The organism is Buchnera aphidicola (Sipha maydis) (assembly GCF_024029855.1).
Classification (GTDB): Bacteria; Pseudomonadota; Gammaproteobacteria; order Enterobacterales; family Enterobacteriaceae; genus Buchnera_J; species Buchnera_J aphidicola_BI.
In genome coordinates this window covers 188706-212064 of sequence record NZ_CP097205.1, presented here as the reverse complement: position 1 = coordinate 212064, position 23359 = coordinate 188706, and the positions used below count along the sequence as shown (strand labels likewise).

Annotated in this window: 25 protein-coding genes and 1 tRNA gene; 13 read left to right on the top strand and 13 right to left on the bottom strand. The window is 21.5% G+C overall.

All coding sequences use genetic code 11. The annotated features are described in order from the left end of the window. Positions 1-85: 85 nt before the first annotated feature. A complete protein-coding gene (alaS, locus tag M3Y47_RS00930; RefSeq protein ID WP_252839613.1) occupies positions 86-2722 on the bottom strand; it encodes an alanine--tRNA ligase in 2637 nt (878 codons plus the stop codon). Positions 2723-2937: 215 nt separating this feature from the next. Between alaS and M3Y47_RS00925 the strand changes: the two genes are divergently transcribed. Next, positions 2938-3876, top strand: coding sequence for an RluA family pseudouridine synthase (locus M3Y47_RS00925; protein WP_252839612.1), 939 nt, complete (start codon positions 2938-2940; stop codon positions 3874-3876). Between the two features lie 167 nt (positions 3877-4043). Here M3Y47_RS00925 and aroQ read toward each other — a convergent pair whose 3' ends face one another. Beyond that, complete coding sequence (gene aroQ / locus M3Y47_RS00920) at positions 4044-4490, bottom strand: type II 3-dehydroquinate dehydratase (protein ID WP_252839611.1); 447 nt, start codon at positions 4488-4490, stop codon at positions 4044-4046. A gap of 154 nt (positions 4491-4644) precedes the next feature. Between aroQ and tldD the strand changes: the two genes are divergently transcribed. Further along, positions 4645-6093 carry a metalloprotease TldD gene (gene tldD / locus M3Y47_RS00915; protein WP_252839610.1) on the top strand — a complete coding sequence of 483 codons (1449 nt, stop codon included), beginning with the start codon at positions 4645-4647 and terminating at the stop codon, positions 6091-6093. A gap of 94 nt (positions 6094-6187) precedes the next feature. Here tldD and rplS read toward each other — a convergent pair whose 3' ends face one another. From rplS to M3Y47_RS00885, 7 genes are all read right to left on the bottom strand, one after another. Continuing rightward, a complete protein-coding gene (gene rplS, locus M3Y47_RS00910; protein ID WP_252839609.1) occupies positions 6188-6532 on the bottom strand; it encodes a 50S ribosomal protein L19 in 345 nt (114 codons plus the stop codon). Between the two features lie 20 nt (positions 6533-6552). Then, the gene (gene trmD / locus M3Y47_RS00905) at positions 6553-7242 is read right to left on the bottom strand and encodes a tRNA (guanosine(37)-N1)-methyltransferase TrmD (RefSeq protein WP_436835289.1); all 690 of its coding nucleotides are present in this window, start codon (positions 7240-7242) and stop codon (positions 6553-6555) included. A gap of 52 nt (positions 7243-7294) precedes the next feature. Next, a complete protein-coding gene (rimM, locus tag M3Y47_RS00900; RefSeq protein ID WP_252839607.1) occupies positions 7295-7798 on the bottom strand; it encodes a ribosome maturation factor RimM in 504 nt (167 codons plus the stop codon). Between the two features lie 32 nt (positions 7799-7830). Then, positions 7831-8070 (bottom strand): 30S ribosomal protein S16, encoded by a 240-nt coding sequence (gene rpsP, locus M3Y47_RS00895; RefSeq protein ID WP_252839606.1) that lies wholly within the window; start codon positions 8068-8070, stop codon positions 7831-7833. A 57-nt stretch (positions 8071-8127) separates the two neighbouring features. Then, complete coding sequence (gene ffh, locus M3Y47_RS00890; protein ID WP_252839605.1) at positions 8128-9471, bottom strand: signal recognition particle protein; 1344 nt, start codon at positions 9469-9471, stop codon at positions 8128-8130. A 100-nt stretch (positions 9472-9571) separates the two neighbouring features. After that, positions 9572-10012 carry a prephenate dehydratase domain-containing protein gene (locus tag M3Y47_RS02245; RefSeq protein WP_350030243.1) on the bottom strand — a complete coding sequence of 147 codons (441 nt, stop codon included), beginning with the start codon at positions 10010-10012 and terminating at the stop codon, positions 9572-9574. Further along, positions 10009-10416, bottom strand: a complete 408-nt coding sequence (locus tag M3Y47_RS00885) for a chorismate mutase (RefSeq protein ID WP_252839604.1) — start codon at positions 10414-10416, stop codon at positions 10009-10011. The genes M3Y47_RS02245 and M3Y47_RS00885 overlap by 4 nt, the downstream gene beginning before the upstream one ends. Before the next feature lie 237 nt (positions 10417-10653). Between M3Y47_RS00885 and rplM the strand changes: the two genes are divergently transcribed. Together rplM and rpsI are read left to right on the top strand one after the other, a co-directional pair. Continuing rightward, positions 10654-11082: a 50S ribosomal protein L13 gene (gene rplM / locus M3Y47_RS00880; protein ID WP_252839635.1), complete on the top strand. Its 429-nt coding sequence runs from the start codon at positions 10654-10656 to the stop codon at positions 11080-11082. 17 nt (positions 11083-11099) lie between these two features. After that, the gene (gene rpsI, locus M3Y47_RS00875; RefSeq protein WP_252839603.1) at positions 11100-11492 is read left to right on the top strand and encodes a 30S ribosomal protein S9; all 393 of its coding nucleotides are present in this window, start codon (positions 11100-11102) and stop codon (positions 11490-11492) included. A gap of 142 nt (positions 11493-11634) precedes the next feature. On the opposite strand, the gene cgtA is transcribed toward rpsI, so the two are convergent. The 4 genes from cgtA to M3Y47_RS00855 all read right to left on the bottom strand — a co-directional run bounded on the left by cgtA (position 11635) and on the right by M3Y47_RS00855 (position 13810). Continuing rightward, on the bottom strand, positions 11635-12633 hold the full coding sequence (cgtA, locus tag M3Y47_RS00870) for an Obg family GTPase CgtA (RefSeq protein WP_252839602.1): 999 nt from the start codon (positions 12631-12633) through the stop codon (positions 11635-11637). A 100-nt stretch (positions 12634-12733) separates the two neighbouring features. After that, positions 12734-12988 (bottom strand): 50S ribosomal protein L27, encoded by a 255-nt coding sequence (rpmA, locus tag M3Y47_RS00865; RefSeq protein ID WP_252839601.1) that lies wholly within the window; start codon positions 12986-12988, stop codon positions 12734-12736. 2 nt (positions 12989-12990) lie between these two features. After that, a complete protein-coding gene (rplU, locus tag M3Y47_RS00860) occupies positions 12991-13317 on the bottom strand; it encodes a 50S ribosomal protein L21 (RefSeq protein WP_252839600.1) in 327 nt (108 codons plus the stop codon). Between the two features lie 238 nt (positions 13318-13555). Then, a complete protein-coding gene (locus tag M3Y47_RS00855) occupies positions 13556-13810 on the bottom strand; it encodes a BolA/IbaG family iron-sulfur metabolism protein (RefSeq protein ID WP_252839599.1) in 255 nt (84 codons plus the stop codon). Positions 13811-14087: 277 nt separating this feature from the next. Here M3Y47_RS00855 and greA point away from each other — a divergent pair, with 277 nt between their 5' ends. The 9 genes from greA (at position 14088) to truB (ending at position 23352) form a co-directional block, all read left to right on the top strand. Further along, the gene (gene greA, locus M3Y47_RS00850; RefSeq protein WP_252839598.1) at positions 14088-14567 is read left to right on the top strand and encodes a transcription elongation factor GreA; all 480 of its coding nucleotides are present in this window, start codon (positions 14088-14090) and stop codon (positions 14565-14567) included. A 222-nt stretch (positions 14568-14789) separates the two neighbouring features. Next, on the top strand, positions 14790-15428 hold the full coding sequence (locus M3Y47_RS00845; RefSeq protein WP_252839597.1) for an RlmE family RNA methyltransferase: 639 nt from the start codon (positions 14790-14792) through the stop codon (positions 15426-15428). A gap of 50 nt (positions 15429-15478) precedes the next feature. Next, positions 15479-17272, top strand: a complete 1794-nt coding sequence (ftsH, locus tag M3Y47_RS00840) for an ATP-dependent zinc metalloprotease FtsH (RefSeq protein WP_252839634.1) — start codon at positions 15479-15481, stop codon at positions 17270-17272. 220 nt (positions 17273-17492) lie between these two features. After that, the gene (secG, locus tag M3Y47_RS02240; protein WP_284622218.1) at positions 17493-17732 is read left to right on the top strand and encodes a preprotein translocase subunit SecG; all 240 of its coding nucleotides are present in this window, start codon (positions 17493-17495) and stop codon (positions 17730-17732) included. A 49-nt stretch (positions 17733-17781) separates the two neighbouring features. Then, positions 17782-17871 (top strand) — tRNA-Leu (locus M3Y47_RS00835). Positions 17872-18113: 242 nt separating this feature from the next. Then, positions 18114-19592, top strand: a complete 1479-nt coding sequence (nusA, locus tag M3Y47_RS00830) for a transcription termination factor NusA (RefSeq protein WP_252839596.1) — start codon at positions 18114-18116, stop codon at positions 19590-19592. A gap of 250 nt (positions 19593-19842) precedes the next feature. Next, on the top strand, positions 19843-22002 hold the full coding sequence (gene infB / locus M3Y47_RS00825; protein ID WP_252839595.1) for a translation initiation factor IF-2: 2160 nt from the start codon (positions 19843-19845) through the stop codon (positions 22000-22002). A gap of 20 nt (positions 22003-22022) precedes the next feature. Beyond that, positions 22023-22388: a 30S ribosome-binding factor RbfA gene (rbfA, locus tag M3Y47_RS00820; RefSeq protein WP_252839594.1), complete on the top strand. Its 366-nt coding sequence runs from the start codon at positions 22023-22025 to the stop codon at positions 22386-22388. 34 nt (positions 22389-22422) lie between these two features. Continuing rightward, positions 22423-23352 carry a tRNA pseudouridine(55) synthase TruB gene (gene truB / locus M3Y47_RS00815; RefSeq protein ID WP_252839593.1) on the top strand — a complete coding sequence of 310 codons (930 nt, stop codon included), beginning with the start codon at positions 22423-22425 and terminating at the stop codon, positions 23350-23352. Positions 23353-23359: the final 7 nt, after the last annotated feature.

Here is a 23359-nt window from a genome sequence, read left to right as displayed (position 1 = left end):
AATATTTTTTTTATTTTTATGTAAGTTATTTTTAAAAAAAATGACTTATTATCTATGATAATATGTAAAATTCAATGTGCAAAATTTATTTATTTTTTTTAACCATTTTGATAATTTTTTTTTTAACTTTATGAATTTTGTTTATTAAATTTTTTTCAGAATTTAATATTCCTTCAGATATATATTTATTTCCTCCTCCTTTTCCAGGAATTATTTTGAATATCTTTTTAATCATTCTATTTGCTTTAATTTTTAAAGGCAAATTTTTACTAATTTTTATAATAAGATAATTTTTTTTTGAAATATTAATTAAGATAATAATGATTGATGGAAATTTTTTTTGTAGTATATCTATTATAGATCGGAAATATTTTATTTCTTCGTTTTTTAATATTTTAAATATAAAATGGATTTTACATATTTTTATATCATTGTTAGATATTTTTTTTGCAATCAATAAAATATATTTTTTTTGTATTTCTTTGTTTTCTTTCAATATTTTTTTTTGATATTGGATAATATTTTTTATTTTCTGAATTAAATTCGAGTTTTTAGATTTGGTTATTTGTTTTAATTTTTGAATTTTTTTCTCTGTTTTAAAATTCTTTTTTAAAGCTTCTTTATAAGTAACTGCTTTAATTCTTCTAATTCCTGATGATACATTTTTTTCATGTAGTATTTTAAAAATAATAATTTTACCAGTTTTTTTAACATGTGTTCCACCACATAGTTCATTAGAAAAATTTTTAATAGAAATTACACGAACCTTTTTTTTATATATTTTATTAGGCAAAAACCTGATTTTTTTTTCTTTAGCTTCTTTAAATTTTATAAAAAAACTTTTAATTTTAATATTTTTATGTATGATATTATTAACAAATTTTTCAATTTTATAAATTTGTTTTAACGTTAAAGGTTTGTAATGTGAAAAATCAAATCTAATTTTTTTATCATTGATTAAAGAACCTTTTTGAGAAATATGTTTTCCTAATATTTTTCTTAATCCTGAATGTAGTAAGTGTATAGATGTATGATTTTTTTCTATGAGTTTTCTTTTTTTAATATTTATTTCTGCTATGATTTTATCATGTGTTTTTATTTTTCCAGATTTTATTTTTCCTATGTGTATAAAAAAATTACCATATTTTTTGGTGTTGTATACTTTAAAAATTCCATTTTTTGAATATATTTTACCTGAATCTCCTATTTGACCACCTGATTCTGCATAAAATGGCGTTTTTTCAATAATTATTTTCCCTTTTTCATTTTTTTTTATTTTTTTTGTTAATGTATTCTCTCTATAAATAGATTGCACTATACTTTTTGTTTTAAATATATTGTAACCTGCAAATTTCGTCTGTTTTATGTTTGGTATAATTATTATTTCTTGGTTTGTGATCATTTTTTTTTTTATAGACGATTTATTTTTTTCAATTTGTTTTTTCAAGCCATCATTATCAATTTTAATATTGTTTTCTAAACAAATATTTTTCGTTAAATCTATTGGAAAACCTAATGTGTCGTATAAATAAAATACTATTTTTCCATCTAATATTTTATTTTTTGTATTTTTAATCTCTTTATTTAAAATTTTTAAACCTTTTTTTAATGTTTGCGAAAAATTTATTTCTTCATTTTTTAATATATTTTCTATTTTTTTTTGTTTGTTAATTAAAATAGCGTTTGAACTCCCCATAACTTTAATTAGTATTGGAACTAATTTATAAAAAAAACATTTTTTTATTCCAAGAGATCTTCCATATCTGATAGCTCTTCGAATTATTTTTCTTAAAATATATCCTCGATGTTCGTTGGATGGTAAAACATTATTTGCAATAATAAATGCACTAGATCGAATATGATCGGCAATAACTTGTATAGCACGATCATTTTTTTTTTTAATTGTTTTTAAAGTTTTTATTTTTTGTATTATTTTTTTAAAAATATCTATTTCATAATTAGATTTTACGTTTTGTAAAATAGTCGCAATTCTTTCTAGTCCCATTCCTGTATCTACAGAAGGTGTTTTTAATTTTTGAAATGTATTATTCGGTAATTTATTATATTCTATGAAAACTATATTCCATATTTCGATAAATCTATTTTTATATTTTTTTTTATTTTTTTGAAAATTTTTTTGAATATTATTTTTACATTGATCATAAAAAATTTCAGTACATGGTCCACAAACTCCATATTTTCCCATCATCCAAAAATTTTCTGAAGTATATAATTTTTTTTTTTTATCTTGCATTAAAATAATTTTATCTTTTGCAATTCCTATAATATTTTTCCAGATTTTATATGTTTCATAGTCGTTTGCATAAACTGTAACTAAAATTTTTTCTGCATTAATGTTAAACCATTTTTTAGATGTTAATAATTCCCATGCATATGTTATAGCTTTTTCTTTAAAATAACTACCAAAACTAAAATTTCCTAACATTTCAAAAAAAGTATGATGTCGAGATGTATGTCCGACGTTATTTAAATCATTATGTTTACCACCAGTTCTTAAACAATGTTGTAAACTAGCAATTTTTTTATATTTAGGAGTTTGATATCCTAAAAAAATATTTTTAAATTGATTCATTCCTGCATTAGTAAATAATAATGAAGGATCATCATTGATAGTTAATGAACTTCCAGGATAAATTTTATGATTTTTTTTTTTGAAGAATTCGAAAAATTTCTGACGTATATTTTCTGTTGTATAATACATATTAATAAAAAATTTCCTATTTTTATATTTGTATATTTTATAAAAAATTTTTGATATATTTACATTTCTTTTAATTTCGTAAAAATAATCAAGCTCTTATAATTAAGAGATATGGATTTATGATTGTAGTTTTTTAAACTGTTAAATAAAATATTAAAAAAATTAAATATTTTTTAAATTTATTTTTTATTTATTAAAATATAAGGATTTGTTATATGAAAAATTTAATTTTTTTGAGAAACGTTGTTCTTAAAAAAAAATTTAATAAATATAGATTAGATAAATTTTTATCACTTTCTTATCCAAAATATTCAAGAAATCATTTTAAAAAATGTATTTTAAAAAATTGTGTTTTCGTTAATAACACAATTGTAAATTCTCCAGATTTTAGAATTATGAAAGGAGATTCTTTAAATGTTAAATTTTTTTCTAAACAGAGTGATAATTTATCTCCTCAAAAAATGTCATTAGATATTGTATATGAAGATAAATATTTATTAGTAATTAATAAAAAACCTTCTTTAGTCGTTCATCCAGGATTTGGAAATGATACTGGAACTTTATTAAATGGTTTAATTAATTATTATAAATTTATTAAAAAAATTCCAAGAGCAGGTATTATTCATCGTTTAGATAAAGATACTTCAGGATTAATAATTATTGCAAAAACTTTTTTATCATATTTACTTTTAAAAAAAATGATGAAAAAAAGAGAAATTACTAGAGAATATCAAGCTATTGTATTAGGAAAAATAAAATATGGAGGATGTATTAACGCTCCTATTAGTAGAAATTTAAAAAAACGTACTTGTATGACTGTAAGTTCATTTGGTAAACATGCGATTACTTATTATTCTATAAAGAAAAAATATAGATATTATACTTTACTAAAAATACGTTTAAAAACAGGTAGAACGCATCAAATTAGAGTGCATATGTTATATATTCAACATCCGATTTTAGGAGATAAAAAATATAGATGTAATTATAATATTTTTAAAGGTTTAGAAAAAAGTTCAGAATTTTACAAGGTAAAAAATTTTCCTAGACAGGCATTACATGCTTATAAAATTAATTTTATTCATCCAATAACAAAAAAAAAAATTGTTATAAGATTAAATCTTCCTAAAGACATGCAGAATTTTCTTTCTTAGAATAAAATTTTTCACAAATTTGTACTTAGAAAATATATATATATTTTGAATATATTAGTTATTTTTATTAAAAATATTTTTTAAAACTTGTTTTATGTAAATAATGAAATAGATTAATTTATTTTATAAATTGACGTTTTTTCAATTTATGAAATTTAAAAAAAAAATTATTGAGATAATCTTTTAACAGCGGTTTTTAATGCCCATTTATATCCATCTAATCCTAATCCGCAAATAATTCCAGAAGAAATATCAGAAATCCAAGAATGAGCGCGAAAATTTTCTCGAGCATAAATATTTGATATATGTATTTCAATAAATGGAATATTTACTCCTAATAATGCATCTCTAAGAGAAATACTTGTATGTGCAAACGCAGCAGGATTAATAATAATATAATCTATTATATTTTTTGAATTATGTATTTTATCAATTAATATATGTTCAGCATTTGATTGCAGATGAACAAGATTTATTTTTAGTTTTTTTGAATATATTAATAATTCTTGTATTAAATCAGAAAATGATGTTTTTCCATAAATATTTTTTTCTCTTGTTCCTAGAAGGTTTAGATTAGGACCATTTAATAATAATATATTAAATTTTTTTTTCATATTTTTTATATTAGTTAATTATAATAATTTATATTATACAATATAAGAACAAATATTGAAAAAATTTTTATTTAATTGTTCTATATTAAAAAATATATTTATTTTTTTATATAAAATGTATGTTTTAAAAATTTTAATAATAAAGAGAGAAATCATGAGTTTTAATATTGTAAAAAAAAAAATTTTAAATACTAATAATATTAGTATAGAAAATATATATTCAATTTTTTCAGATCTTTCTACTAAAGAATTAAATTATTCTGATATTTATTTTCAAGATAAGATATCTGAATCTTGGATTTTAGAAGATAAAATTATTAAAAATGGAATCTATAATATAGATAAAGGAATTGGATTAAGAGCAATACATAATAAAATAACTAGCTTCGCTTCTATAGATCAAATTAATCTACAAGGATTAAGAAAAATTTCTACTTATGTGAAAGATATTTCAAAAAATAAAAAAGTATTTTTTAAAAAAAAAATTTTACGAAGTGAACATCAATCTTATTATAATTTTGTAAATCCACTTAATTCGATTCCGAATTTTGAAAAATTGGATTTATTGCATCAGATAGATAAAATTTCTAGAAAATATGATTCTAGAGTATCTCATGTGAATGCTTGTTTGTTTGGAGCATATGAATATATATTAGTAGTTTCTATAGATGGTGTTTTATCTGCAGATATTAGACCATTAGTTTCTCTTACTGTTAGTGTTTTATCTGAAAATAAAAGTAGAAGAGAAATGGGAACAAACGGTCAAGGAATAAGAGGAACATATAAATATTTTTTAGAAAAAGATAAAAACGGAATATCTAATATAAAAAAAATAGCTGAAGAAGCTGCTAGAGTTTCTATTTTAAATTTATTTGCGAAAGAAGCTCCTTCTGGATATTTTCCAGTGGTTTTAGGATCTGGTTTACCTGGAGTTTTATTACATGAAGCTGTCGGTCATGGTTTAGAAGGAGATTTTAATCGCAAAAAATTATCTGTTTATAGTGATAAAATTAATAAAAAAATTACATCTAGTTTATGTACAGTAATAGATGATGGAACAAAAAAAGAATTTCGAGGATCGATATCTATTGATGATGAAGGAACTCCTGGACAACGTAATATTTTAGTAAAAAATGGAATTTTAAAAAAATATCTTCAAGATAAATTTAATGCTAGTTTAATGGAAACAGTTTCAACAGGAAGCGGAAGAAGAGAATCTTATCGTCATGTTCCTATGCCTCGTATGACTAATACTTATATGTTACCTGGAAAATCTACAGTAAAAGATATTATAGAAAGTGTAGATTATGGAATTTATGCTGTTAGTTTTAATGGAGGACAAGTAGATATTACTTCAGGAGAATTTGTTTTTTCTACTTCAGAAGCATATTTAATTAGAAATGGGAAAATTGTTACACCTATAAAAGATGTTACTCTTATTGGTTCCGGAATAGAAGTGATGAAAAAAATTTCTATGGTAGGAAATGATTTATTTATTGAAAATGGAATAGGAATATGTTCAAAAGAAGGACAATGTGTTCCTGTATGTGTTGGTCAACCTACTATCAAAATAAATAATTTAACTGTTGGAGGTACTAAATAATAAAAATATATTAAAAAATCAATCATGCAGTCACAAGTTATTTTATGACTGCGTGTATGTAAATATTTTTTTTTATGTACATGCAATAATGAAATTACATTCTTTCTGTAATGCGAGCAGATTTTCCAAATCTCTTTCTGAGATAATATAATTTTGCTTGTCTAACTTTTCCTTTTCTTTTTAGAAAGATTTTTTCGATATTTTTAGAATGAGTTTGGAAAACTCTTTCTACTCCTTCTCCATGAGATATTTTTCTTACGCAAAAAGCAGATTGCAAACCTCGGTTTTTTTTTGAAATTACAATACCCTCAAATGATTGTAAACGTTTTTTTGCTCCTTCTATTACCCACACTTGAATTTCTAATGTATCTCCTGCATGAAATTTTGGTATATTTTTTTTAATTTGTTTTACATCTATTTCTTTTATTATTTTATTCATATTTTTTTTTTAAAGTAGTATTATTTTTTAGATTTTTTTTGAAAAATTTTATTTTGAATAATATTTATTCTTTTTTGAAATAACTTTGGTTTTTTTAATAATGTTTGTTGAATCGATTTTTTTAATCTCCATGTATGAATTTTTTTGTGATTTCCAGACAATAATACTTTAGGAACTTTCATTCCATCTATGATTCTTGGCCTTGTATAATGTGGGTAATCTAATAAATTTTTTGCAAATGAATCTTCATGTTGAGATATTTTTTTTTTAATGACTCCTGGTATAAATCTAGAAATTCCATCTATCAAAACCATTGCTGCTAATTCGCCTCCAGTTAATATATAGTCTCCAATAGATATTTCTTCATCAATATATTTATCAATAATTCTTTGATCTATTCCTTGATATCTTCCACATATTAATATGAGACTTTTTTTTTTTGATAATTTTTTTAATTTTTTATATGTTATTTTTTTCCCTTGAGGTGAAAGATATATTATCAAAGATTGATCATTTTTTTTTGCTTGTATAATAGAGTTTTTTAGTGGAAGAAAACTCATAATCATTCCAGGTCCTCCTCCATAAGGTCTATCGTCTATTTTCTTATTTTTATTTTTACTAAAGTCTCTTATATTAAAAAAAAATAAATTAATAAGTTTTTTTTTAACTGCACGTGCAATAAGCCCATAATTCATTATAGAATTAAACATTTCTGGAAAAATAGTTATTATTTTAAAATTGATATTTTATCCTTTCTAATTTTTATATATTCCAATTAATTAATATTTTTTTTTTTTTTCTTTTAATTTTTTTGATAATTTTTTTTTCAATAAAAGGAATTAATATTTCTTTATTTTGGTAATTTTTTTTTTTATTGATAATTAATATATCATTAGATGGAGTTCGTATAATATTTTTAACTGTTCCTAAAAATTTTTTTTGAGTATTAAAAACTTCAAAATTTATTAATTCATACCAATAATATACATTTTTTATGTGTTTTAGTTGTGTGTGATAAATGAATATTTTGATGTTTTTTAATAAATCTGATGCGCTTCTATTGATAATATTTTTGACTCTTATTAAAAAAAAATTTTTTTGACATTTCCAATCTTGAATTTTTAATTTATTTTTTTTGTTTCCTATTTCATAATATAATGGATTATATTGAAAAATTTTTTTTTTTTTTTCAGTATAAGAAAATATTTTCATCCAACCTAATATTCCATGAGAAGAACATATTTTCCCTAAAATTATTTTTGTCATTTGTATTATATTTTTTGTAATTTTATTTTCAATTATTGATAAGTTTTAATTAAATATTGTACTCTTGGAGATATTTTTGCACCAATTTTTTTCCAATATTCTACTTTATTAAAATTTATTTTAAATTTTTCATTTTTTAAATAACCTATTGGATTAAAAAAACCAATTTTTTCTATAAAACGACCATTTCTAGCTGATCTGCTATCTGTGACAACAATTCTATAAAAAGGTTTTTTTCTCGATCCATGTCTAGAAAGTCTGATTTTAACCATTTTTCCTCTTTTTAACAATTATATATTTTTTTTAAATGAGATATATTTTTTTAAAAACTAATAAATCATATTTTTAATTTTTTGAAAAAAATTCATTATTCCACCTTGCTTCATGTTTTTCATCATTTTTTTCATCATTTGAAATTGTTTTAATAATTTGTTTATATCTTGTATTTTTGTTCCAGATCCTAAAGCAATTCTTTTTTTTCTTGTTCTTTGGATTATTTTTGGGTTTGTTCTTTCTTTAATAGTCATAGATTGAATAATTGCTTCAATTTTAGTAAACATAGTATTATTTACATCGAATAAAACATTTTGTTGAAAATAAGAATTAAAAGGGAATTTTTGTAATAAATTTTTAATATTTCCTAATTTTTTAATTTGTCTTATTTGTTCTAAAAAATCATTTAAATTAAATTTTTTTCCTAATTTAATTTCTGTATCAAGTTTTTTTATGTATTTTTTATCAACCTTTTTTTCTATAGATTCAATTATTGATATTTTATCTTCCATACCTAGTATTTTTGAAGCTATTTTATCTGAATTAAAATATTCAATGTTATTTAGTTTTTCTCCATTTCCAATAAATTTAATAGGAATTTTTGTAATATATTTTAATGATAAAACAACTCCGCATCTAGTATTTGAATCTGTTTTAGTTAAAAAGATTCCTGTTATAGGTAATAATTTTCTAAATTTTTTAATAACATTAATAGCATCCTGTCCACTCATAGAATCTATAACAAATATTGTTTCTAATGGATTCGTTAATTGATATATATTTTTAATTTCTTGCATTAAATTAATATCGATATGTAATCTTCCTGCAGAATCAATCATTAAAACATCATATTTTTTTATTTTAGCATAATCTATTGCTTTTTTTGCGATATCTTCTGGTTTTTCAGTGTTGTTTGCTGGAAAGAAATCCACTTTAATTTTTTTCGCAATGATTTCTAATTGTTTAATTGCTGCTGATCTATAAATGTCTGTTGACACAATTAATATTTTTTTTTTGTATTGTTCTAAACAAAATTTTGCTAATTTTCCAACACTGGTTGTTTTACCTACTCCTTGTAACCCGATAAATAAAAATATTGATAGTTTTTTATTTTTAAATGTAATAGAATTATTTTCGTTCCCTATAAGAGATTTTAACTCGTGATGTAATATTTTTATAAATTCTTGTCCAGGTGTTAAAGAATCATTAATATTTTTCCCTACACATTTTTTTTTTATTTCTGATAATAGTTTTTTAATGACATATAAGGAAACATCAGCTTCTAATAAAGAAATTCTTACTTCTCTTAATATATTTTGAATATGATTTTCTGTAATTCTTCCTTGATTAGAGATTTTTTTTATTATTTTTGAAAAACTTTTTTTTAAATTATTAAACATAATTTTCACTCAAAATTATTTGCATCGCATTATTTAAAAAATTTTTTATAATAATTATTTGTATTAATAATTTCAATAAATATAAATTTTATTAAAACATTTATTTTTTCTTTTTTGATACTATATAAAATATAGTAGAATTATTTTTTTTATCTGATATATTTTTTTTTATGACATTTAAATTATATATTTTACTACATTTTTTATTTCCAATTGCAGCAAAACCTTTTTTTTTTAAAATAGAAATTTTTTTTATTGCTTCAGAAGAACTTTTTGTATATTTAATTTTCCATTTTGGAAATTTTTTTATAAATGAAATACATTGTTTGATAGGCTGAGAATGACTATAAAGTAATTTTATATTTTCAGGAAATGTATTTTTATATGATATGAGGCAATGTTTGATTGAAATTTTTATTTTATCTTCAATAAAGAGTTTTTTATTATTTAATAAAGAGTTTGTTTCAGAAATTTTTCCAGAAAAATTATTTTTTATTGGGAGAATTGCATATTGAGATTTTTTTTTAAGAACATTTTTTATAACTTTCTCAAATGTTTTGCATGAAATTGGACAAAATTTTTTATTTTTTTTTTAGAATATTTCAAAAAAGCAAGATGTGAATAAGATCCTTTAGGACCTAAAAAAGAAATTTTTACTTTTTTTTTTTTTAAAATTTTTTTTTGTATTTTAACTGAATTTTTAATGATTTTTTTAAATACTTTTAATAAAAATTTTTTTTTTAATTTCAAATTTTTTCCTTTTTTAATGATTTTTGTAAATATTTTTTTTTCTCTTTTAACATCTTTGATTGGATAATTTATTTTTATTTTCTCTTTAATAATTTTTTTAGAAATTATATTTCTTTTCGCTAAAAGAGAAATAATTGATTCATCGATTTTATTTATTTTTTTTCTTAATAAGAAGAGATTTTTATTTTTATTCATATTTATTTTCTCTATTATATATATTTATTTAAAGTAATAAATTTATTGCATGCTAAATATTTTTTATTTATAAAAATAATATCTAAAAAAATGTTTGATATATTTTGTTTTAAATATTTTTAATAATATTTTTTTTTCTATTATAATAGTGTTATGAAATTAGTTTTATTTATTATAACATTCATTTTCAGTTTTATAAAATTGAAAATATTAATATGAGATCTTATATAAATGAATATCAAAAGTTTTTCCGTTTCTTCAAAAGATATTTATAGAAAATGGTATTATGTAGATGCTACTGGAAAAATATTAGGTCGTTTATCTAGTACTATTGCACATTATTTACGTGGAAAACATAAAAAAATATATACTCCACATTTGGATGTTGGCGATTATATTATTGTTATTAATGCAAATAAAATAAATATTACTGGAAAAAAAAATAAAAAAAAAATCTATTATAGATATACAGGTTATCCTGGAGGTTTAAAGAAAAATAGTTTTTCAGATATTTTGATTAAATTTCCTGAAAGGATTATAAAAAAATCTGTTTTAGGAATGTTACCTAAAGGTCCTTTAGGAAGATGTATGTTTAAAAAATTAAAAGTATATTCTGGAAAATTTCATAATCATACAGCGCAAAAACCAATTTTTCTACAAGTTTAATTTAGGAATAAAAAAATATGGAAAAATTACAAAATTATGGTACAGGTCGTCGGAAGTCTTCTTCTGCTCGTGTTTTTTTGAGAATTGGTGATGGTAAAATATTTGTTAATGAATTAAGATTAGAAAAATATTTTAGTCGAAAAACTTCTTGTATGATTATTGTACAACCTTTAGAATTATTAGATTTGAAAAATAAATTTGATTTTTATATTACAGTGAAAGGTGGAGGTATTTCTGGTCAAGCAGGAGCTATTAGACAAGGCATTACAAGAGCTTTAATAAAATATGACTCTGTTTTCTTAAAAGAATTAAAAAAATTTGGATTTGTTACACGTGATTCTCGTCAAGTTGAAAGAAAGAAAGTTGGATTTAGAAAAGCGAGACGAAGACCACAATTTTCTAAGAGATAATAAAGAGTATTATCAATTTTTTAATATATACAAGTTAAATAATCAATATATAACATTTTAAATTAATTTTTAACTTGTATAAAATATAATTTATTTTTTTTTTTTTTTTTATTTTTTATTTTTTTATTTTTTCTATAAGAATTTATACTAAATTACTTAAATCTCGACAAATTTTTTTTATTCCATATTTTGTAATAGAAGAAATAATATAATATTTTTTTATAGTTTTAATTTTTTTTTGAATTTTTTTTATTTTAACAATAGCATCTTTTTTAGTAATTAAATCTACTTTATTAAACACAATCCATCTCGGTTTATTGTATAGTATTAAACTATATTTTTTTATTTCGTGTATGATAGTTTTGATATCTTGAATAATTTTTTTGTAATTTAATACAGATAAATCAATCATATGTAAAAGAATTGTACATTTTTCTAAATGTTTTAAAAAATTTAATCCTAAACCGACTCCTTTTGATGCACCTGAAATAATTCCAGGAATATCAGCAATAATCAGTTTTTTATTAGAATTAGTTGAAAAAACACCTAGATTTGGTATTAATGTTGTAAAAAAATAATTTCCAATTTTAGGTTTAGCTGAAGATATTCTTTTAATAAAAGTAGATTTTCCTACATTTGGTAATCCTAAAATTCCAATATCTGCGAGAAGAGAAAGTTCTAACTTTATAGTTTTCTTTTCTCCTATTTTTCCTAAAGATCTTTTTTTTGGAGCTCTATTTGTAGGAGATTTAAAACGATCATTTCCTAATCCATGCCATCCTCCTTTAAGAAAGAGAAAAGATTGCTTATGATATTTGAATTCTTTAATAATTTCATTACTATAAGGGTTAATTATTTTTGTACCAATTGGTATAAAAAGTATTTTATCTTTTCCTTTTTTCCCAGATTTTTTTCTTTTTTGTCCATTTTTTCCATTTTCAGCAGTAATAAATTTCTGAAATGTATAATCTACTAAAGTATTTAGATTTTTATTTGCTTGAAAAATAATACTTCCTCCATTTCCTCCATCACCTCCATCCGGACCTCCTTTAGGAGCATTTTTTTCACGCCTAAAACTGATTATTCCATGTCCTCCATTTCCAGCTTGTACTGTAATTATTGCTTCATCAATAAATTTCATTTGTTTTCCAAATAATTTTTTATAAAAATTTTTTTTTAAAATTTATAAAAAATTTTTTATTATGAACAATAACAAATTTAAATTATTTGAATTAATATTTTTAAGGAATTATATTAATAATTTTTTTTTTATTTTTTCCATGTCTTTTAAATTCAACAATACCATGTATGATTGAATATATTGTATGATCTTTTCCTTGTTTTGTATTTATTCCTGGATGAAATTTTGTTCCTCTTTGTTTAACAATAATTGATCCAGATTTTACAAACTCCCCTCCAAAGCATTTAACTCCTAGTCTTTTTCCAATCGAGTCTCGTCCATTTCTTGTCGATCCTCCAGCTTTCTTTTGTGCCATATTTATGAATCCTTATTGTTTAAATTAATATTTTGTATTTTAATACTTGTATATCTTTGTCTATGTCCTTGTTTTTTTTTATAATGTTTTCTTCTATTAAATTTTATTATATTAATTTTTTTTGCTTTTCCATGATTAAAAATAAAAGCTTGTATGGTAGTATTTTTTAAAATAGGGTTTCCTAAAAAAATTTTTTTATTTTTTTTAACAAATAAAATATTATGGAAAGATATTATTTTTCCAACTTTTTTTTTTATTTTTTCTATTTTAAGAGTTTGTCCTATTTTCACTTTATACTGCTTTCCTCCATGCATAAATACAGCGTACATAAAAACTCCAGTTTTTTATAATATAATTTTTTTTTAGTTTGAAAATTTTTTTAAGTATTTTATGTATTATTATTGAACCAATATATTATAATTTATAATGGTTAAAAATATTTTTTATTTTATCATTTATTTCTTAAAAATGAAATTTTATATGAAATATAATGCATTTTATATTTATTTATATTGTGAAAATAATATTAAGAATTTAAAAAATATATTTTTTTTTGTTTTTTTATATTTATTTTTTCTCTTCTTGTGAATTAATTTTTTGCCATTCTTTTATAGAATATGTTTTAATGGAAACAGCGTGTATTTTGTTATTTTGAATATATTTTAATAAAGGAGAATATATTTTTTTTTGTTTTTCAACTTCATTTTTTCCCAAAAAAATGTCTCCTACAGCTACTATTTTATAGTAGTTATCTTTCTTTTTTACATGTACATAATATAATTTTAATTCTTTTATCAAGATATTTTGAATTTTTTTGTTCATATTTATAGATTTTCATTTTAGAGAGATAATAAAATTTTTTATGTAGTTTCTATAAACTATATAAATTTTATATAAATGTTCATTATAATTAATATATCATGTATTTTATAAATTTATTATTTTTATTTATAAATTCATTTATAATAAAATTTGTATTTCTTCTTAAATTTTTTTTAACTTTATTTTAAAAAATATTTTTAATGTAAAAATTTTATTTTCAAACATGGAATTTTTTATTATATAAAATAAATATTTTATATATGTTTAAGGTGATTATATGAATGTAAAAGTTTTTATGACAATAAATGGTGAAAAAAAACTGCGAAAAGAATTAAATGAATTAAAATTAATTAAACGTCCTAAAATTATTTCTGCAATTAAAAAAGCTCGAGCTTATGGAGATTTAAAAGAAAATGCTGAATATCATGCAGCCAGAGAAGAACAAAGTTTCTGTGAAGGAAGAATACGTGAAATCTCGTTTAAATTGTTAAATGCTTATGTAATCGATACAAAAAATATTCATAATAAAGAAAAAGTTTTTTTTGGCGCAAAAGTAACTATTTCAAATATAAAATCTAAAAAAAATTATACTTATCAAATTGTAGGTGATGATGAATCTAATTTAAAAAAAAAAAAAATTTCTATCAATTCTCCAATGGCGCAAGGATTACTTGGAAAAAAAAAAGATGAGTTAGCAAAAATACATACTCCTACTGGTTGTGTTAAATATCAAGTAAAAAAAATAGAGTATATATAAAAATATTTTTTTAATATAATGCATATGCATAAATTAAATATATTTTATAAATTAAAATATTTTTATTTCTTGTATGTTAAAAAAAAAATCACTAAAAAAAATAAATAATTTATTTTTAGTAATTTTTACAAAATAATATTTTATTAAATATATATGATTTGATTTTTTCTATTTTTTTATAGAATATTTTAATAAAAAATTTTATTTCTATTTATAAAAATTATGACTAAAAAAAAAAATCCTAGCTCTAAATTTTGGTTAAGAAATTATTTTCAAGATATTTATGTGAGAAAAGCACATGAAAAAAATTTTCGTTCAAGGGCTTGGTTTAAAATTGATGAAATTAATAAAAAATTTAATGTTTTTCGAAACTGTAATACTATTTTAGATATAGGATCCTCTCCAGGAAGTTGGTCAGAATACGCTGTTAATCAAGTTGGCTGTAATAAGAATATTATTGCATGTGATATTTCTTTTATGAAGCCAATTGCAGGAGTTAAATTTATTCAAGGAGATGTAGAAAATTACAAGACATATTTGTCTATTGTGGATAATTTAAAGAATAAAAAAGTAGATTTACTCATGTCTGATCTATCTCCAAAAACTACTGGTCATGTTTTAATTGACGTACATAAATCTATTTATTTAAGTAAAATTGCCTTAAATTTATCTCAAAAACTTTTATCTAAAAAAGGATTTTTTATTACAAAGGTTTTTCAAGGAGGTGATTCTGATTTATATTTTCAATGTATAAAAAAAAATTTTTTTCAAGTAAAAGTTTATAAACCATGCGCTTCTAGGTCACAATCTCGTGAAATTTTCTTTATAGCAAAAAATATAAAAAATAATATAATAATGTGAAAATTTAATATATCCATTATTTTTAATGGAGGATAAAACTCTTGGGAAGAATAGTAAAAAAAATAATTCTTTGGTCAATTATTGCAATAATATTAACATCTATTTTTCAAAATTTTCACTATAATAATAATTATGTGGTAAATTATTCTAATTTTTTATCTGATGTTCAAAAAGGTAAAATTCGTGAAGTAATGATAGATGGGAAAGAAATGCACGTTATTGAAAAAAATAATAATAAATATTCTACTTATTTACCTATAAATGATCCAAAATTATTGGATCATCTGATACAAAAACATGTTAAAATAATAGGAAAAAAACCTGAAGAAATGAATTTTTTTGTTTCTATATTTATTTCATGGTTTCCAATGATTTTATTAGCTTTAATATGGATATTTTTCTTAAGGCAGATACAGTTAGGAGCTGGAAAGGGAGCAATGTCTTTTGGAAAAAGTAAAGCAAAAATGTTTAAAAAAGATGAAATTAAGATAACTTTTGCAGATGTTGCTGGATGCGATGAGGCAAAAGAAGAAGTAAAGGAATTAGTTGATTATTTGAAAGAACCAAAAAAATTTAAAAAATTAGGAGGAAAAATACCGAAAGGACTTCTAATGATAGGTCCACCTGGAACTGGAAAAACTTTATTAGCTAAGGCTATATCTGGAGAGGCAAGAGTTCCATTTTTTTTAATTTCGGGTTCAGATTTTGTAGAAATGTTTGTAGGTGTTGGTGCATCGCGAGTCCGAGATATGTTTGAAAATTCAAGAAAATCTTCTCCCTGTATAATATTTATTGATGAAATAGATGCTGTTGGAAGAAAGAGAGGGACTGGTTTAGGTGGGGGAAATGATGAAAGAGAGCAAACTTTAAATCAAATATTAGTTGAAATGGACGGTTTTGATAAAAATCAAGGAGTTATTTTACTAGCAGCAACTAATCGTCCTGATGTTTTAGATCCTGCTCTTTTACGTCCAGGAAGATTTGATCGTCAAGTTTTTGTACCTTTACCTGATATTAAAGGACGAGAACAGATTTTAAATGTACATATAAAAAATATTTCTATAGACAAAAATTTTAATTCTAGTATTATTGCGCGTGGTACTCCAGGTTTTTCAGGAGCAGATTTAGCAAATTTAGTTAATGAAGCAGCTCTTTGCGCTATACGTAATAAACATGATTTTGTCTACATGAAAGACTTTGAACAAGCTAAAGATAAAATTATGATGGGTGCAGAACGTAAGTCAATGATCATGACTGAAAAAGAAAAAGAATATACTGCTTATCATGAAGCAGGACATGTGATTGTAGGAAAATTAGTTCCTAAACACGATCCTGTGCATAAAGCTACGATTATTCCTCGCGGAAGAGCTTTAGGAGTGACTTTTTTTCTTCCCAAAAAAGATCATTTAAGTATTGATAAACAGAAAATAGAAAGTAAAATTTCTACATTATATGGAGGTAGATTAGCTGAAGAAATTATTTATGGAAAAGATCATGTTTCTACAGGAGCTTCTAATGATATTAAATTAGCTACAAGTTTAGCAAGAAATATGGTAACTAAATGGGGATTTTCTAAAAAATTAGGACCTTTATTATATCAAAATGAGGAAGAAGAATTTTTTTTAGGACAAACAACGTCTAAAATTTCACATTTTTCTAATAAGACAGAAGAGATTATTGATAGAGAAATTAAATCAATTATTGATATAAATTATAAAAGAGCTAAAAGAATTTTAAAAGAAAACATAGATATTTTACACGCTATGAAAGATGCTTTGATGAAATATGAAACTATTAATTATACACAAATAAATTGTTTAATGAATAGAAAATTACTTTCATAATATGAATTTTTTGATATTCTATTTAAGAAAAGAATTATTTTGAATCATGTTATTTTTTAAAAAAAAAAATTCAATATAATTGAAATCAATTTTATGTATTTAATTTTTTAATGTATATTATCAAGTAATATTTTTATTTATTTTTTCATAATTATTTTCTGATAAATAAAATGATTTTTTATGATCAGTTTCATAGTTTATAGAATATAGGAATTTTACAGTGAGAATCTTTTTTTTTTTAGTTTATGCGTGTTTTTCAATAACGTTTATTATTTTAATTTTATTGCAAAAAAGTCAAGGTTCTACAAATGTTGGAATAAATAACGTAACAAAAAATTTATTTAATGTGGCAACAAAAAGTGAATTTTTAAATCACTTGACAATCATATGTGCTGGTATTTTTTTAATATTAAGTATATTTCAATGTAGTGTTAATAATTACCTGTTAGGAATAGAATAAAATTTTTAAAAATTTTATCTATAATTAATTATATATCATATATTTAAGAACCGAGATGGTGAAATGGTATACACGCTACTTTGAGGTAGTAGTGCCTTTAATGAAATAAGGCGTACGGGTTCAAATCCCGTTCTCGGTATTAATTTTTATAAATATTATTTAAAATTTTTAAATTATATAAATAATTTTATGTTGTAAAATTTTTTTTTTAATTTTGCATTAATATAAAATTTTATAATTTTCAATAAAATTCCTGTAAAAACTGGGTTTTTTATTAAAAATATTTTATAAAAATATTTTTTGTTAAATTATTTAATAATTTTTAAAATAAATTATTTATATTGAAAATTAAAAAAAAAGATATATAAAGGTGTATTTAATATGAAAAAAGATATTTTAGCAGTTGTAGAATCTGTTTCTTATGAAAAATCTATTCCACAAGATATTATTTTTGAAGCATTAGAAAAAGCTTTATCCACCGCAACTAAAAAAAAATATAAAAAAGATATAAATATTAAAGTTTTAATTAATAAAAAAAATGGAAGTTTTAAAACATATCGTCGTTGGTTGATTGTTAAAGATGTTTTAAAACCAACTAAAGAAATTACTTTAGAAGCTGCGAAATATGATAATAAAAATTTAAGATTAAATGATTATATTGAAGAAAAAATTCAATCTATTAAATTTGATAGAATTACTACACAAACAGCTAAACAAGTTATTTTGCAAAAAGTTCGAGAAGCTGAACAAGAAATTATTCTTCAACAATTAAAAAAAAAAAAAGGAAAACTTGTTACTGGAATAGTGAGGAAAATTAATAGAGATTTTGCAATTCTAGATTTAGATGATCATGTTCAAGGATATTTATTAAAAGAAGAAATGCTTCCAAGAGAAAATTTTAGATTAGGAGATCGAGTTAAAAGTATATTATATTCAATTAATTCTGAAAAAAATGGATTTCAAATACTATTAAGCCGCGTTCGTTCTGAAATGCTCATAGAATTATTAAAAATTGAAGTTCCTGAAATTAGTGAGGGGATTATTGAAATTAAAGGTATTGCCAGAGATCCTGGTTCTAGAGCAAAAATTGCTGTAACAACGCATGATAAAAGAATTGATCCTGTAGGAGCATGTGTAGGAATGAGAGGTGCACGGGTGCAAGCAGTATCAAACGAACTTTTTGGAGAAAGATTAGATATTGTTTTATGGAAGAAAAATATTTCTAAATTTGTTATTAATGCAATGGCTCCTGCTGAAGTTTTAAATATTGTTATTGATAAAAATAATAAGTTTATAGATATCGCGGTAGATTTAAAAAACCTAGCAAAAGCTATTGGAAGAAATGGTCAAAATGTAAGATTAGCATCTATTTTGAGTAGATGGGAACTCAATGTTATGACTGTTCAAAAATTAAAGATAAAATTAAAAAAAAAAAAAAAACAAGCTTATAAAATATTTAAAAAATATTTAGGAATAGAAGAAAAATTTTTATTGAAATTTTTTAAAGAAAATATTTTTTCTATACAAGGATTATTATCTATATCATATAAAAAACTTTTAAAAATTTTTAATTTTAATGCAAGTTTATGTATTTCTATTAGGAAAAAAGCTAAAAATTCTGTTTTATTACATTCTATTAAAAAAGATGTCGATGATAGTTTTTGCAAAAGTAAATTATTACATGTAAAGGGAATTAATAATAATATTATTGTAGAATTAGCTAAAAAAAAAATTTTTAGTTTAGAAGAATTAGCTAATCAAAGTATTGATGATTTAACAGATATTCCAATATTGAATAAAGTACAAGCTGGTCAATTAATTATGTTTGCTAGAAATATTTGTTGGTTTAAAAAAAATTGATACAAACTATATTTATAAAAATATTTTATTTTATATATATATATTTATATATATTAACATATATATAAATATGTATATTTTGTTTTTATAAATTAAGAAAATATATGAGATAAATTTTTTATTTATATTTATTGAAAATATTTTATATATATAAAAATATATTTATAAAGAAATTTTATAAATAAAAAAATACTTTTTTAAAAAAATTTTATTATTAAATACATAATAAACATAACAAATAAGAGAAAAAATGAGAAAAAATGATTTTAAAGAAAAAAAAAATGTTCGTATTTTGAATAAAAAAAAAAATATTTTAAGTAAAAATTCGCATTATAAAGATAAAAATAATATTAAAACATCATCTATTTTAAAAAATTCTCCTATTGATCATTCTTCAAAGAAAAGATTTTTTGCTAAAAAAAATAAATTAGAAAATAATTCTTATAAAAAAAATTTTTCTCAGAAGAAGAACACTTCTAAAAATATAAAAAATTCTAGTATTGTCAAGAAAAAAAATCATCGTTTTGTATCTCCAAGAAGTAAAACTAAAAATTTTTCATTTTTTAAAACAAAAAATAAAAAAAAAAATAATTATTTAAAGAACAGTATTCAAACAAAATTTTTAAAACAAAAATTTATTAAACCAAAAAATAATTTTTCTAAAAAAATTATCCTTTCTCATCAAATTAGAGTATTTGAATTAGCAAATAAAATGGGTTTAAAAAGTCATTTTTTAATAAAAAAAATTTTTAATTCAGGAATTTCTTTAACGAAAAATCAATTACTAGATTTAGATTTAGCTCAATTAATTGTTGAAGAAATGGGTTTTTCAGTACAGATTAAAAATAAATATGAATTAGAACAATCTTTAATGAAAAGTCAAAATGTTCAAAATCAAAAAAAAATTTTACGACCTCCGATTATTACTATTATGGGTCATGTAGATCATGGAAAAACTTCTCTTTTAGATTGTATTAGAAAAACTTCTACCGTTTCTTCTGAAGCAGGAGGTATTACTCAAAGTATTGGAGCTTATCATATTACAATAAATGGAAAAAAAGTTACTTTTTTAGATACTCCAGGTCATGCAGCATTTACTTCTATGAGAGCAAGAGGAGCGCAAATAACAGATATTATTGTATTAATTATTGCAGCAGATGATGGAATTATGCCTCAAACAATAGAAGCAATTAAACATGCACAATTATCTGAAGTTCCTATTATTGTTGCAATTAATAAAATTGATAAAAATAAAATTAACATAGAAAAAATTAAAAATGAATTAATGAAATATAATATTCTTTCTGAAGATTTAGGAGGAGAGAATCTTTTTGTAAGTATTTCTGTTAAGTTGAAAAAAGGAATAAACAAGTTATTAAAAAGTATTTTTTTACAAGCTGAATTATTAGATTTATCTGTTTTTGCAAAGGGAACAGCAACTGGTATTGTAATAGAATCTTATTTAGATAAAGGAAAAGGTCCTGTTTCGAATATTTTAATCAAAGAAGGTGAATTAAAAATTGGAGATATTGTTTTATGTGGTTTAGAATATGGAAGAATAAAATCTATTAGAAATGAAAATAAAGAAGTTATCTTACGTGTTGGTCCATCTATTCCAGTGGAAATTTTAGGTTTATCTGGATTACCTGTTTCTGGTGAAATTTTAAAGGTTGTCAATAGTGAAAAACAAGCTAAAGAGGTTTCTTTATATAGGAAAGAAAAAAATAAATTAAGAAAATTTTCCAAACAAAAAAAAATTAATCTTGAAAACTTATTTGAAGATATTAATAAAAATAAAATAACTACATTAAATATTATTTTAAAAACAAATTCAAAGGGTTCTTTAGAAGCAATATCTCATTCTCTTCGAGAAATATCACATGAAGAAGTTCAAGTGCATTTAATTCATTCTTCTGTCGGAGGAATTAATGAAAATGATGCATCTTTAGCTAGTTCTTCAAATGCAATAATTATTGGATTTAATGTTAGAGCAGATCTTTCAGCGAAAAAGATTATTGAAAAAGAAGATTTAGATTTAAGGTATTATTCTGTAATATATACTTTAATTAATGAAGTGAAATCTTCCATTTATGGAATGTTATCTCCAAAATACAAAAATAAGATAGTAGGTTTAGCTGAAGTTAGAAGTGTTTTTCAATCTCCAAAATTTGGATTAATTGCAGGATGCATGGTAACTGACGGTATTATTGAAAGAAAAGATCCAATTAGAATTTTAAGAAATAATATAGTGATATATGAAGGTGAATTAGAGTCTATTAGACGTTTTAAAGAAGATGTGAAAAAAGTTCGTCGTGGTATTGAATGCGGTATTGGGATAAAGAACTATAACGATATTCGCGTTAATGATATAATAGAAGTATATAAAATAGAAAAAATAAAAAGAAATTAAAATATTTGAATTTATAAATAATGGATGATAAAGTGTATAAAAATTTTCATAGATTACAGAGAATTTCTGAAGAAATTAAAAAAGCGATTGCATGTATTATTCAAAAATATATTAATGATCCTCGTATTAATCGTTTCTCTACTATTTCTGATATAATTCTTTCTAAAGATTATACATATGCTAAAGTTTTTATTTCCTGTCATAAAAAAAATCATTCTTTTACAATTTTTTCTTTAAAAATTTTGAATAATGCATCTAATTATATAAGATTTTTATTAAGTAAAAGATTGAATTTAAGAGTTGTTCCAAAAATAAAATTTTTTTATGATTCTTCTTTTATTGATGGTGAAAAAATTTCTAATTTATTAAAATGTTCAAAAAAATAAAATTTTCTTAATTTAAAATATATAAGGTTTATGAATGTTTTTTAATAAAATGAGAAATGTTCATGGGATTTTTTTATTAGATAAGCCTACTGGAATTTCTTCAAATCAAGCTTTACAATTAACAAAAAAATTTTTTTATATTAAGAAAGCAGGTCATACCGGATCTTTAGATCCATTAGCTACTGGTCTTCTTCCAATTTGTTTTGGAGAAGCAACAAAATTTTCAAAATATCTTATACAAGCAAATAAAAAGTATCGTGTTATTGCTAAATTAGGTGAAAATACTTCGACTGCAGATTCTGATGGATTTGTAGAAAAAATTTGTAAAATTAATTTTGATTCTGATTTTTATGAATCTGTATTGGATAATTTTCGTGGAGAAATAGTTCAAGTTCCACCTATTTATTCTGCTATAAAATACAAAGGACAGCCATTATATAAATATGCTAGAAAGGGTATATCTGTTCCTATAAAAAGTAGAGTAATTAATGTTTATCAGTTAAATAATATATATCGTAAAGAAAAAATTATTGAACTAGAGATTTTGTGTTCTTCTGGAACATATATTCGTTCTATAATAAGAGATTTAGGAAAATTATTAAAATGTGGTGCTCATGTAATATTTTTAAGACGTATCCAAATTTCTTCTTATTCAATCAATCAATCTATTACTTTTGATCAATTAAATTTTTTACAACAAAAATACAAGAAAGATTTTTTACATAAATTGAAAAATTTAATTATCCCTATTCATTCTATGTTATCTACTTTTCAAAAAGTATTTTTATCGAAAGATGAACACTTGCGTATAAAAAATGGTCAATCAATAAAATTATTTAAAAATTTAAAATCTTGTTTAGTATGTATGATGAACAAAAAAGGAGTTTTTTTTGGTTTAGGAAAAATTAAAAAAAATAAATATTTATTTCCTTATCGATTAATGAATTTTCATACATCGAAATAAAGTATTT